Source organism: Chitinivorax sp. B (assembly GCF_005503445.1).
Lineage (GTDB): Bacteria > Pseudomonadota > Gammaproteobacteria > Burkholderiales > SCOH01 > Chitinivorax.
Genome location: NZ_SCOH01000016.1, coordinates 79,110 through 92,300 on the forward strand (window position 1 = coordinate 79,110; position 13,191 = coordinate 92,300).

The window sequence follows — 13,191 nt, forward strand, 5'->3', positions numbered from 1 at the left end:
CTATTGTTTTTGTTGTTATCTTTTTATGGAATCCAAGACGTGGCCGTTGAGTGTACCACGTGTCGGAAAATGGCACCGCTAGTGCCGGTCCCCACGGTATGGGGGCGATAAGTAATTGACTTACTTAAAATATATCGATTCAGGAGCAGTCAATAAGTTGAAAACAACAAAAAAGCCGCCCGAGTAGGCGGCTGGGATGGGGCTTTGAATTAGGCTTTGTAGCGTGCCACGCCATCCACCAATTCTTGCTTGGCGGCTTCGGCATCGGCCCAGCCTTGTACCTTGACCCACTTGCCTTTTTCCAGATCCTTGTAGTGCTCAAAGAAGTGGGCAATTTGTGACAACAGTAACTCCGGCAGGTCTGATGTGGATTTGATGTCTTTGTACATCGGGCACAGTTTCTCTACTGGTACCGCAATCAGTTTGGCATCCACACCAGCTTCGTCCTCCATCCGTAGCATGCCCAATGCACGGCAACGCACAACTACCCCAATTTGCAGTGGAAATGGGGTAACAACCAGTACATCTACCGGATCACCATCTTCAGACAAAGTATTAGGCACATAGCCATAGTTGCATGGGTAGAACATCGCGGTACCCATGAAACGGTCTACAAACATTGCGCCGGTTTCTTTGTCCAGTTCGTATTTGATGGGCGAGCTGTTGGCGGGGATTTCGATGACGACATTGAAATCGTTGGGAACATCCTTACCGGCAGGAACGCGGTCGAGAATCATCTACTTACTCCATATGTCTGGTTCAAAAAAGTCTTCCATTATAACAATGAAAGCGGCCTTGTCGGTATTCGTGCAAAATCAGGTCGGGATAGCTTCGGACTGGTAAAATGGTGAAATCGTATGTTTTGAGGTTATTGCTTCATGCTGACTCTCGACCAATTGATCGTGCAGTTCGATAAAGGTCTTCGCACTTTGCTGGCACCAGCCCACTCCATTCGCGACTACCCCGACGAACAGGTGGAGGATGCACTGTTGACTGATGAGGAAAAACGTCAAGCAGCGGCTTTGATGCGGGTCAACCATGTTGGTGAGGTTTGCGCCCAGGCACTCTATCAAGGCCAAGCACTGACTGCCCGTGATCCAGAAACCCGTAAAGCCTTGGAGCATGCCGCATGGGAAGAAACTGAACATCTAGCTTGGACCGAACGCAGAATTGCTGATCTGGGGGGGCGCAAAAGCTTGCTCAATCCGGTTTGGTATACTGGTTCGCTGACGATTGGGGTGCTTGCTGGTTTGATCGGAGATAAATGGAATCTGGGTTTCTTGGCGGAAACCGAACGGCAAGTTTGTAAACATCTAGACAGTCATCTGAGCAAATTGCCAGTAACCGACGCAAAAAGTCGTGCCATTCTGGTGCAAATGCGTGACGATGAAGCTCAGCACGCGGCGACAGCTGTACAGTATGGCGCAGCCGACTTGCCGTTGCCAGTGAGGGGGTTGATGAAGTTGTCTTCGAAGGTAATGACCGGCACCGCTTATTGGGTGTAGGTATTTGGTCCTGCGATGACTCAAAACCGGCCTGGATTGAATCAACAGGCCGGTGATTGCTTGGGAGTCAGGCTGAAACAATTTCAAAATCATGGGTAATGTCAGCAGTTTTACCCAGCATGATGGATGCTGAGCAATACTTCTCTGCGGACAGTTCAATTGCTCGGCTCACGGCTTCTTCTTTCAGGTGGTGCCCTGTAACCACAAAATGGAAGTGAATCCGGGTGAAGACCTTGGGATCGTTCTCGGCTCGGTCTGCGTCAATTTCGACATAACAATCGGTTATATCATGTCGGCCCTTCTTCAAAATATGGATGACGTCATAGCTGGTGCAGCCACCTGTTCCCAGCAACACCATTTCCATCGGCCGTGGCCCTAGATTTCGTCCACCGCTTTCAGGTGGACCATCCATCAGTACGGCATGGCCGCTCTGAGTTTCGCCGAGGAAGCTCACCCCCTCCACCCACTTTATTCTTGCCTTCATGCTTGAAGTCCTTGTTGAAGATGCATCGGTTTTGTACGTTATTTCATTGTAACCAGATTAGCTAAAAGCGGCATTCTGACTGATGGTCATGTGCGAATGCACAATATTTTTACACTGCACTGCACAAAAATACTTGCAATTTGTCGCTGAATCCGTATAATGAATTCAGCACTAAGACGTTACACGCAATGTGTGTTTTGGTGTTGTCTCCTCCATCCTCCTTCTTTGGTGGAATTTGGCGCAATCCTCAAGATTGCGCTTTTTTTTACCCGCAGGCAGATGTGGAGGAGGGGTTTAACGTAAGTGACCTGCGTTGGTTGCGCTGCAGCAAACGAAATGTGCGATGCGATAAACCGGCCTCATTTCAATATGGGGTAGGGGATATTGCACGCCCGTCTTTTATTTGACGCTTCGTTCGTTCCGGCTTACAATCCGCAACTTTCTCGAAATCTTAGCTTATTGGAAGAACGAATGAAAACCTTCTCCGCCAAGCCGCATGAGGTGAAACGCGACTGGTTTGTCGTGGATGCCACCGACAAGGTGCTCGGCCGCCTAGCAGCCGAAATCGCTCGCCGCCTGCGTGGCAAGCATAAAGCAGAATACACTCCTCACGTTGATACTGGTGACTACATCGTTGTTGTCAACGTTGAAAAACTGCGCGTCACTGGCGCGAAGTTTGAAGACAAGAAGTACTATCGCCACTCCGGCTATCCTGGTGGTATTTACGAGCGTACTTTCCGCCAGATGCAAGAGCAATTTCCTGAGCGTACTCTGGAAAAAGCTGTCAAGGGTATGCTGCCGAAGGGCCCGCTGGGCTATGCCATGTTGAAGAAGCTGAAAGTGTATGCTGGTACTGAGCATCCTCACAGTGCGCAACAGCCCAAAGTTCTGGACATCTAAGGAATTCGTACCATGATCGGTAAATACAACTACGGTACCGGCCGCCGCAAGAGCGCTGTTGCTCGTGTGTTCCTGGCTACAGGCAAGGGCCAAATCATCGTTAACGGTAAACCGCTTGACGAATACTTCTCCCGTGAAACTGGCCGCATGATCGTGCGCCAGCCGCTGGAGCTGACAAACCATATCGAAACCTTTGATATCAAGGTGAATGTGACTGGTGGCGGTGAAAATGGCCAAGCCGGTGCGGTTCGTCACGGTATCGCTCGGGCATTGGTTGACTACGATGCAACCCTGAAGTCGGCGCTGCGTAAGGCAGGACTGATTACTCGCGATGCACGTGAAGTTGAACGTAAGAAGGTTGGCTTGCGTGGCGCGCGTCGTCGTAAGCAGTTCTCCAAGCGTTAATCGCTGGGATGCCTTCAACAAAAGCCGCCTTCGGGCGGCTTTTGTTTTATCTATTCGTTGCATGGCAGTAAGCGGTGCGATGCATGGTAAAATGTTGCACTGCACACAAATCAAGACGGGAGAAGCACTGTGATCAAGGTAGGTATTGTTGGTGGTACTGGCTATACCGGTGTCGAGCTGTTGAGATTGTTGGCAAGACATCCACAGGTAAAGCTGACAGCCGTGACCTCGCGCAAAGAAGATGGCATGCCAATTGCAGAGATGTTTCCCAGTTTGCGTGGCTGGGTAGATCTCACATTCAGTGATCCTGCCAAAGCGGATCTCAAGCAATGTGATGTAGTGTTTTTTGCGACACCGAATGGTATTGCCATGGCCCAAGCGCGCGAATTGCTGGATGCAGGGGTTAAGGTGATTGATCTGGCAGCGGACTACCGAATCAAGGATGTACCGACATGGGAGCGCTGGTATGGCATGTCACATGCCAGCCCTGAATTGGTTGAGGAGGCTGTGTATGGTCTACCGGAAGTCAATCGTGAACAGATCAGTAAAGCGCGTTTGATTGCGAATCCTGGTTGTTATCCAACTGCGGTCCAATTGGGCTTTTTGCCTTTGGTTGAAGCAGGTTTGGTGGATACGGCCAATTTGATTGCAGATTGCAAATCCGGTGTAAGTGGTGCGGGGCGTAAAGCAGAGGTGCATACGCTGTTTGCTGAAGCGGGGGATAACTTCAAAGCTTATGGCGTGGCTGGACATCGTCATTTGCCGGAAATCCGTCAGGGGCTGTCGCGTGTTGCAGGTCAGGATGTTGGCTTGACATTTGTCCCGCACTTGACGCCACTTATTCGTGGTATCCATGCCACCTTGTATGCCAAACTCAAGCAGTCTATTGATTTACAGGCTCTATACGAGCAGCGATTTGTGGGTGAAGCGTTTGTGGATGTTCTGCCGGCAGGGAGTCACCCTGAGACGCGTTCGGTGCGTGGCGCCAATGTATGCCGAGTTGCAGTTCATCAGCCGCAGGGTGGGGATATAGTGGTCATTCTGTCGGTGATCGATAATCTGGTCAAAGGTGCGGCAGGGCAGGCCGTTCAGAATATGAATATCCTGTTTGGGTTGGAAGAGCGTCTGGGCTTAGATGTGGTACCGCTGTTGCCATAATATTGGGTGATGATTAAGGCTGATACTGTGCTTGAAGTGGCTGGGCAGAATGGAATATTGCGAGTAGCGGGTATTGAAATAGCTGTCAGCAGGCAGAATATCCCTACTCGTTGTCTGATTGAATTTGTCGCAAGGGCGGCGGATAATTAAGACTGATTTAACTCAGGAGTTTGACATGAATGCCGTTACCGAAATGCCGAGCCCGTTGATTTTTACCGATAACGCTGCGGCGAAGGTAAAAGAGCTGATTCTGGAAGAAGGCAACCCCGAGCTGAAGCTGCGTGTTTTTGTCACGGGTGGTGGTTGCTCTGGCTTTCAATATGGTTTCACCTTTGATGAAATGATGAACGAAGACGACACAGCCTTGGATAAGGATGGTGTGACGCTGTTGATTGATCCGATGAGCTACCAGTATCTGGTCGGTGCGGAAATCGACTATACCGAAGGCATTGAGGGCTCTCAGTTTGTGATTCGCAACCCGAACGCACAATCGACCTGTGGATGTGGTTCGTCCTTCTCTGTCTAATCACAGCCTGCTGCGTCTTGCGAGGGTCATGCTTGTTGTATCCCCATCTAACAAAAATGCCGCCAATCTTGGCGGCATTTTTGTTGATAGGTTTCAAATCAGCGTACTTTGCCTTCTTTCCAGGCCTTCAACAATTGCTCATAAGGCACGGTTTCACCTTTGGGCTTCTCATTGGCCAGTTTAGGCCAAGGTGCTGTACTTTTGGCCATCCACTGCTTCGGGTCGGTTTCGGGGTTCAGCTTGGGAGCGCACTTTTTCATACCGGCTCGTTGCAGTCGTGACATGACACCGTCCATTTCTTTTGCCAGATTGTCCATGGCGGCTTGAGGTGTTTTCTCACCGGTTACTGCGGTGGCGACGTTTTTCCACCATAGCTGAGCGAGTTTCGGATAATCCGGCACGTTGGTGCCGGTAGGCGTCCAAGCTACACGGGCGGGGCTGCGATAGAACTCCACCAGACCGCCTAGCTTGGGCGCCATGTCAGTCATTGCCTTGCTTTGAATATCTGATTCGCGGATGAAGGTCAGGCCCTCAACACTCTTTTTCAGTGATACCGTCTTGGAGGTAACAAATTGCGCATACAGCCACGCGCCGATTCGACGATCTACTGGGGTTGTGTTGAAGAATGTCCATGAGCCAACATCCTGATAGCCATTCTGCATGCCATCTTTCCAGTACGGCCCATGTGGGCTTGGAGCCATGCGCCATTTCGGCGTGCCATCTGCGTTGACAACTGGCAGGCTCGGCTTGGTCAGCGACTTGGTGAAAGCGGTATACCAGAATACCTGTTGGGCAATATTGCCTTGACCTGGGACAGGGCCGGCTTCCGAGAAAGTCATACCGGTGGCCTGCGGCGGGGCATAGGCTTTCATCCAGTCAATGTATTTGGTCAAGGCATAGACGGCTGCCGGGCTGTTGGTGGCACCGCCACGAGATACGGAGGCGCCAACAGGGGTACATTTATCATCTGCAACACGAATCCCCCATTCATCCACTGGCAGACCATTTGGTGTACCTTTGTCCGCACTGCCAGCCATGGATAGCCATGCATCTGTAAAGCGCCAACCTAAGCTAGGGTCTTTCTTGCCATAATCCATGTGGCCAAACACACGAGTGCCGTCAATGTTCTTTACGTCATTGGTGAAGAAATTAGCGATGTCTTCATAAGCGGACCAATTTACGGGTACGCCTAAGTCATAGCCATACTTGGCTTTGAACTGTTTTTGCAAGTCAGGGCGAGCGAACCAGTCAGCACGGAACCAATACAGATTGGCAAATTGCTGGTCGGGTAATTGGTAGAGTTTGCCATCGGGTGCGGTGGTGAATTTAGCGCCAATGAAATCTTTCAAATCCAGACCTGGATTGGTGAAATCCTTGGCTTCACCAGCCATGAAATCAGTCAGAGGAACGATTTGACCGTAGCGGAAGTGCGTGCCGATCAGATCGGAGTCCGATATCCAACCGTCGTAGATGTTCTTGCCTGACTGCATCTGGGTTTGTAGTTTTTCAACAACATCACCTTCCTGCACGATGTCGTGTTTGACCTTGATGCCCGTGATTTCTTCAAAGGCCTTGGCTAGCACTTTGGATTCGTAAACATGTGTGTCGATGGTTTCCGATACGACGTTGATTTCCTTGATGCCTTTGGCCTTCAGTTTATCCGCGGCTGCAATGAACCACTTCAACTCATCCAATTGTTGCTGCTTGGATAACGTGCTGGGCTGGAATTCCTTGTCGATCCACTTCTGTGCTTCAGGCGCACCAGCCAGTGCGGCTTGGGTGGCCAGTGCAGTGGCGACAACCAGTACGATTCTTTTCATCACAACCATCTCCTTCCAATTATTGTATGCCTTCAATATTGCATTCCGCCCACTGGGTGGAAGGCAAGCAGCCAGTGGGTTGTCAATCCTTATGGGGTCAGCCCCAGCGCATGATGATTAGCAGTACGACAAACGAGATACCAGTACCAATTAGCTGGTGTGTATCAGTCAACCCAGTCCAGGCTAGGTTGACATAAGCTGCGCTGAGCAAGCCCAAAAATAAACGATCACCACGCGTTGTCGTCAGTGGCAGAAAACCGCGCCGTGCGATTGTCGGGCTGACGATTTCCCAGATGGTCATGCCAATCAGCATCACCACTACACAAAGAAAGAAGCCAGCTACGATAGGGGTCCAGGCCATCCATTCCATCATTGTCTCTCCTCGCTATGGCAACGTTTAGACGCGGCCCATCGCAAAACCTTTGGCGATGTAGTTACGTACAAACCAGATCACCAGTGCACCCGGCACGATCGTCAGAATCCCTGCTGCAGCCAGTACGCCCCAATCCATCCCAGCCGCACTGACGGTACGGGTCATTACAGCGGCAATCGGCTTGGCATCGACCGATGTCAGTGTTCGTGCCAGCAATAACTCCACCCAACTGAACATGAAACAGAAGAAGGCAGTCACCCCAATGCCTGCGCGAATCAATGGAATGAAGATGCGAAGAAAAAAGCGCGGAAAACTGTAACCATCGATGTAGGCCGTCTCGTCAATTTCACGCGGAATACCGGACATGAATCCTTCCAGAATCCACACTGCCAGTGGTACGTTGAACAGCATATGTGCCAGGGCAACGGCAATGTGCTGATCAAATAGGCCAATGCTGGAATACAACTGGAAGAACGGCAGCAGAAATACAGCTGGTGGCGACATGCGGTTGGTCAGCAACCAGAAGAACAAATGTCTGTCACCCATAAAGTTGTATCGGGAAAATGCATAAGCTGCCGGCAACGCGACGGCTACTGACAGTACCGTGTTGATTGCGACATAGATCAGCGAGTTGATGTAACCCGAGTACCAGGATGGATCTGTCAGAATCAGTTTGAAGTTATCAAAAGTGACTTGCACTGGCCAAAGACTGAATCCGCCGAGGATTTCCTCGTTTGATTTCAGTGCCATGGTCAACATCCAATAAATGGGCAGAATGGCCAGGATCAAGTAGATCGTCAGCAAGATGCTTCGTTTTTTCATGCCTTTATCTCCTGTTGGCTGGCCTGCCCGGCGTTCTGAATCAGGTTGTAGAACACGAAGCACAGCAACAGGATGATCAGGAAATAGATCAGTGAGAATGCTGCTGCGGGTCCCAGATCAAACTGGCCAACTGCCTTTTGTGCCAGATATTGCGACAGGAAGGTGGTGGCATTACCAGGGCCGCCACCAGTCAGTACGAACGGTTCGGTGTAGATCATGAAGCTATCCATGAAGCGCAGTAGGAGGGCGATCAGCAGTACACCACGCATTTTTGGCAGTTGAATGAAGCGAAACACGGCCAAGCGGGAGGCACCATCAATCTTGGCTGCCTGGTAATACGCTTCCGGGATGGCACGCAAGCCTGCGTAACAGAGCAGGGCGACCAGCGGTGTCCAGTGCCACACATCCATTACCAGTACAGTCAGCCAAGCATCAATGGCGTTACCTGTATAGTTGTAGTCAATACCCACTTTGGTCAGTAATACACCAGCCAAACCGATATCGGTCCGTCCAAAAATTTGCCAGATGGTGCCAACTACATTCCAGGGGATCAACAGGGGCATGGCCAGTAATACGAGGCTGAGCGAAGCACGCCAGCCTGTGGCGGGTAATGCCAGGGCCAACATGATACCGAGCGGAATCTCGATCATCAGAACGGCGCTGGAGAAGATGATCTGGCGATACAATGCGCCATGTAATTCGCTGTCTCGCAATACTGCCTTGAACCATTCGGTACCAACGAACACGCGCTGATCGGGGCCCAGAATATCCTGTACTGAGTAGTTCACTACGGTCATCAATGGGATGAGGGCAGAAAATGCCACAGATAAGATTACCGGTAGGACTAGGAACCAGGCTTTCTGATTGAGGGTTTTGTTCATGTTGGCTCCTTATTCAACCCGTTGCCCATCGGCATAGAACATGATGCGTTCTGGTTCAAATGCCAACCGTACTTGGCTACCATCAAGTAATTCATGTTCGCCCAACTTCGCCCGTACAGTCTGATCACCAATTTTGGCGGTTAAGAGCTTGTAAGTGCCAAGATCTTCCAGCTTCACGATGCGAGCGCTGACGGTGCTACGATCGCCATTCCTGGCACGGCGGACAAATTCCGGACGAATGCCAAGTGTCAATTTGTTACCTGCTTTACGCAGTTGTTGTATGCGCTCAGGGGGGATAGGTAGTTGTTGGTCGGCAAGTTGAATGCTGTTTTCCAATACTTCGCAGGGCAACAGATTCATGCCTGGGCTCCCGATAAAGTGGCCGACGAAGGTGTGTTCCGGAGTCTCGAAAAGAGCCTGTGGGGGCCCGCTTTGTACGACACGACCCTCATACATGACGACCACCTGGTCTGCAAAGGTCAGGGCCTCGATCTGGTCATGGGTGACATAGATCAGTGACAATTTCAGCTGCTGGTGAATGCGTTTGAGCTGACGACGCAACAACCATTTCACATGTGGATCAATGACCGTCAGGGGTTCATCGAAGAGGACTGCAGCCACATCTTTGCGCACTAGACCGCGACCAAGTGAAATCCGCTGCTTGTCCTCTGCGGATAAACCACTGGCGCGGCGCTTCAGCTCCGAGGATAGATCCAGGATCTCGGCGATCTCCTGTACACGGCTGCGTACCTCGCTTTCAGCTACTTTGCGGTTGCGCAAAGGAAAGGCAAGGTTGTCAAACACTGTCATCGTGTCGTAGATGACCGGGAACTGAAAGACCTGTGCAATATTGCGTTTTTCGGTGGGGAGTTGGGTGACATCTTTGCCGTCAAACAGTACTTTGCCGTCACTGGGAATCAGTAAACCAGAAATGATATTCAGCAGCGTGGTCTTGCCGCAGCCGGATGGCCCAAGCAAAGCGTAAGCGCCACCATCATCCCACACCATGCTTTGTGGTTGCAGCGAAAAGGGCAGGTGGCTGGCGTAGCGGTGCCCAAGGTTGACAAGTTCAATTTTAGCCATGGGGGCTCCTACACTGCAGCAGAGGCGTGGTGTGCCGCCTGTAACGCATTGCGCTCTGGCGAGGCCAATAGCTGGCCTGACGGTGTAAACGCGAATACTTCGGCGGGGTTGATATAGAGCGTGATTTTGCTGCCAGGATTGAGCAATTGCACACCAGGTAATTGGGCAACCAGGGATATTCCTGAATGGTGAGCATGCAGATAGGTATCTGAGCCGCTGATCTCTGCCAAGTCGACGTCACACGGGATGGCACAGTCCTGGCCACTTTGCGGTGTCAATCGTACATGGCAAGGGCGAATACCTACTGTGATACCCCCTTCATTCAAGGTATTTAAATGGGAAGACAGTGACAGGCGGGTGCTGTTACCCAAAGCCACTTCACGCTGCGTTGCATGGAGATGGGCCGCCAGCAGGTTCATTGGCGGGTCGCTGAATACTTCTGCGACACGAACAGACACCGGTGCATGGAACACATCCAGTGTTGGTCCGTGTTGCAAAAGACGACCTTCGTCCATTACTACGGTATGACCACCTAGTAAGAGCGCTTCTTGAGGCTCAGTTGTGGCATAGACCACAGTTGTTTCGCCATTGGTGAACAGGTCTTTCAATTCTGCGCGCAGTTCTTCACGCAACTTGTAATCTAGATTGACTAGGGGCTCGTCCAGTAATAGTAATGGAGCCTGTTTGACCAAAGCACGTGCCATGGCGGTACGTTGCTGCTGCCCGCCGGAAAGCTCGCCGGGTAAGCGATCCAGCAAGTGTGCAATATGTAGCTTTTCCGCCACGGCATTCACTCTGGCTTTGATCTCTGCAGCACTGATGCCACCTTGTAGTTTGAGGGGCGAGGCAATGTTTTCAAACACAGTGAATGATGGATAATTGACGAACTGCTGGTAAACCATCGCCAGATTACGCTTGCGGACTGATACACCGGTCACGTCAATGTCACTGTCGATCACGCGGCCACTGGTGGGGCTATCAAGCCCAGCCATCAATCGCATCAGCGTGGTTTTGCCAGCCCGGGTTGGCCCGAGCAGGACATTGATCTGTCCCGGCGCAAGCTCCAGATCCAGCGGGTAGATATGGGTTTCACCCCCAACCCGTTTGCTGACGCCGTTTAACTTCAACTGCATGGAACATCCTCCTTGTTCGGGGCTGGCCCCGCTTTATTCCATTTCTTGCTGACACGGTGCAGGTATGTGCAGTGCTGCAGACCGCGCCAAGGATCATTCGATCCAGGAGCCAGCACACGTGACCTAAGGTGCCGCTACAGGCGGCGAATTAATGAAGTGGTGGAAACAGAATCAAACCGTGCACGTCAGCATGCATCTTGTTATCTGCTACTTATTGTTATGACTTGCCGGTGAATCAACAGGTCCTGAAGTTGCTTCGAGCACTATCTGGACTGGCTTTGCACGTACAGCCTCTGATGGGCGCATCCTGTGCAACATATAGACGGCTGATATTCAGCCGCCTTGGACATTATGTTTCGGCTGGCGGTGTGAACCTGACCAGCTCGCTATATAGGTGCCACCATCAGGCTGCAAAATCTGCTTTTTGCTGCGGTAGGTCTGATGCTTGAGTAAGCCATGCATTCAGCACTGTTTCGCCATTGCCAAGGGCGCATAAGCCCAGTTTCGAGCGACGCCAAAGAATATCGGCTGCGGTCCGTGCCCATTCGGTGTTCATCAGATATCGGATTTCTGCCTCAAATAGCCCAGGTAAGATTTCAGTACCAAGATCGCTCATGTGGCGAGCATTGGCCAGTAGCTGTGCACATCGAGTGCCATAAGCCCGGGTATAACGTGCCGCCAAGCTATCTGGTAGCCACGGATGCAGGGTTTTGATCAACTGCAGAAACGCCTCGTAATCGGCCCCGGGAATGTCACCACCAGGCAGTGTTGCGCTATCCGTCCAGGCTGGCGAACCACCGCCAAGCAGCGACTGTAGCTTATCTATGGCCTCTTCTGCCAGTTTTCGGAAGGTAGTGATTTTGCCGCCAAATACGGAGAGTACGGGCGCACCATTGGTGTCGCACTCCAGTGCATAGTCACGAGTCACACTGGATGCATTGCTGGATTCGTCATCTAACAATGGCCGCACACCGGAGTAATGCCAGACTACGTTGCCTGGGTCTACTTTGTGGTGGAAGTAGCGGCTGGCCATATCACAGAGGTAGTTGATTTCATCTTCGTCAGCTTGCACGGCATTGGGATCGCCGGTGTACTCGATATCGGTGGTCCCAATCAGGGTGAAATCCTGCTCGAACGGAATGGCGAAAATGATGCGTTTATCAGGGTTCTGAAAGATATAGGCATAGTGGTGCTCAAAAAGCTTCGGTACCACAATATGGCTACCTTTCACTAGTCGGACACGACGGGATGCATTGACTTGTGTGACCTGTCCGAGCACTTCCGCTACCCAGGGGCCCGCTGCATTGACCAGTGCCCGAGCAGTGACCGTGCGTTGCATGCCTACATTGTCTTGAAGGGTAACGCGCCAATGGTTACCGTCCCGATGTGCCGCCGTGCAATGGGTGCGGGTATGTATTGCAGCACCGCGTTCAGCGGCATCCAGCGCGCACAGTGTGACGAGGCGCGAATCCTGTACCCAGCCATCGGAATATACAAAGCCGCGGCTGTAGCCCGATTTGAGTGGTGCCCCAGCAGGGTGCTGACGTAAGTCGATGGCACGGGAACCACGTAATATCTCACGACGGGCCAAGTGATCATAAAGAAACAGGCCCGCGCGGATCAGCATGGCCGGTCGCATGGCGCTGTTATGGGGCATGACAAACCGCAGTGGCCACATGATATGTGGTGCTGACCGTAGCAGCACTTCGCGTTCTTGCAATGCTTTGCGCACTAAGCCGAATTCATAGTACTCCAGATACCGCAGACCACCGTGGATGAGCTTGGTACTGGCAGAGGAAGTGTGTTGTGCCAGGTCGTCTTTTTCACACAATAATACCGAATACCCTCGTCCTGCTGCATCACGGGCTATACCGGTACCATTGATGCCACCACCAATCACCAGGATATCGAAATCCACTTTTTGCACGTTTGCGTTCTCCGGTTTGGCAGGGGCTGCATGGAATTGTACATATGCCGATACACCTGCAACACGTCATGTGAACTATAGGCGAATATTTTCGTTTTTTACAACTTTTTTTCGTATTGTATTTGCTTTTGGCACAATGTGAAATCGTAATGGTTCAGTTCGATGCTTTGATGA

At 51.5% G+C, this 13,191-nt stretch carries 14 protein-coding genes; 5 read left to right on the top strand and 9 right to left on the bottom strand.

The genetic code is table 11. The features are described 5' to 3' along the window. Positions 1-209 precede the first annotated feature (209 nt). Positions 210-737, bottom strand: a complete 528-nt coding sequence (ppa, locus tag FFS57_RS11810; protein ID WP_137937996.1) for an inorganic diphosphatase — start codon at positions 735-737, stop codon at positions 210-212. A 141-nt stretch (positions 738-878) separates the two neighbouring features. Here ppa and coq7 point away from each other — a divergent pair, with 141 nt between their 5' ends. Beyond that, on the top strand, positions 879-1,505 hold the full coding sequence (gene coq7 / locus FFS57_RS11815; protein ID WP_137937997.1) for a 2-polyprenyl-3-methyl-6-methoxy-1,4-benzoquinone monooxygenase: 627 nt from the start codon (positions 879-881) through the stop codon (positions 1,503-1,505). A 67-nt stretch (positions 1,506-1,572) separates the two neighbouring features. Here coq7 and FFS57_RS11820 read toward each other — a convergent pair whose 3' ends face one another. Continuing rightward, a complete protein-coding gene (locus FFS57_RS11820) occupies positions 1,573-1,989 on the bottom strand; it encodes an OsmC family protein (RefSeq protein WP_137937998.1) in 417 nt (138 codons plus the stop codon). A 471-nt stretch (positions 1,990-2,460) separates the two neighbouring features. Between FFS57_RS11820 and rplM the strand changes: the two genes are divergently transcribed. The 4 genes from rplM (at position 2,461) to erpA (ending at position 4,978) form a co-directional block, all read left to right on the top strand. Beyond that, on the top strand, positions 2,461-2,889 hold the full coding sequence (gene rplM, locus FFS57_RS11825; RefSeq protein WP_137937999.1) for a 50S ribosomal protein L13: 429 nt from the start codon (positions 2,461-2,463) through the stop codon (positions 2,887-2,889). 12 nt (positions 2,890-2,901) lie between these two features. Further along, positions 2,902-3,294 (top strand): 30S ribosomal protein S9, encoded by a 393-nt coding sequence (gene rpsI, locus FFS57_RS11830; protein WP_137938000.1) that lies wholly within the window; start codon positions 2,902-2,904, stop codon positions 3,292-3,294. 129 nt (positions 3,295-3,423) lie between these two features. Continuing rightward, positions 3,424-4,452 (top strand): N-acetyl-gamma-glutamyl-phosphate reductase, encoded by a 1,029-nt coding sequence (gene argC / locus FFS57_RS11835; protein WP_137938001.1) that lies wholly within the window; start codon positions 3,424-3,426, stop codon positions 4,450-4,452. Between the two features lie 175 nt (positions 4,453-4,627). Further along, positions 4,628-4,978, top strand: coding sequence for an iron-sulfur cluster insertion protein ErpA (gene erpA / locus FFS57_RS11840; RefSeq protein ID WP_137938002.1), 351 nt, complete (start codon positions 4,628-4,630; stop codon positions 4,976-4,978). A 98-nt stretch (positions 4,979-5,076) separates the two neighbouring features. Here erpA and FFS57_RS11845 read toward each other — a convergent pair whose 3' ends face one another. The 7 genes from FFS57_RS11845 to glpD form a co-directional block, all read right to left on the bottom strand. Then, complete coding sequence (locus FFS57_RS11845) at positions 5,077-6,798, bottom strand: ABC transporter substrate-binding protein (protein WP_249383978.1); 1,722 nt, start codon at positions 6,796-6,798, stop codon at positions 5,077-5,079. Between the two features lie 97 nt (positions 6,799-6,895). After that, positions 6,896-7,168, bottom strand: coding sequence for a DUF2160 domain-containing protein (locus FFS57_RS11850; protein ID WP_249383980.1), 273 nt, complete (start codon positions 7,166-7,168; stop codon positions 6,896-6,898). Between the two features lie 27 nt (positions 7,169-7,195). Beyond that, positions 7,196-7,993 (bottom strand): carbohydrate ABC transporter permease, encoded by a 798-nt coding sequence (locus FFS57_RS11855; protein WP_137938004.1) that lies wholly within the window; start codon positions 7,991-7,993, stop codon positions 7,196-7,198. Further along, on the bottom strand, positions 7,990-8,874 hold the full coding sequence (locus tag FFS57_RS11860; protein WP_137938005.1) for a carbohydrate ABC transporter permease: 885 nt from the start codon (positions 8,872-8,874) through the stop codon (positions 7,990-7,992). Before FFS57_RS11860 ends, FFS57_RS11855 begins: the two co-directional genes overlap by 4 nt. A gap of 9 nt (positions 8,875-8,883) precedes the next feature. Further along, complete coding sequence (locus FFS57_RS11865) at positions 8,884-9,957, bottom strand: ABC transporter ATP-binding protein (protein ID WP_137938006.1); 1,074 nt, start codon at positions 9,955-9,957, stop codon at positions 8,884-8,886. An 8-nt stretch (positions 9,958-9,965) separates the two neighbouring features. Then, entirely contained in the window at positions 9,966-11,090 is a 1,125-nt protein-coding gene (locus tag FFS57_RS11870; RefSeq protein ID WP_137938007.1) for an ABC transporter ATP-binding protein, read from the bottom strand. A gap of 403 nt (positions 11,091-11,493) precedes the next feature. Further along, the gene (gene glpD / locus FFS57_RS11875) at positions 11,494-13,017 is read right to left on the bottom strand and encodes a glycerol-3-phosphate dehydrogenase (protein WP_137938008.1); all 1,524 of its coding nucleotides are present in this window, start codon (positions 13,015-13,017) and stop codon (positions 11,494-11,496) included. Positions 13,018-13,191 lie beyond the last annotated feature (174 nt).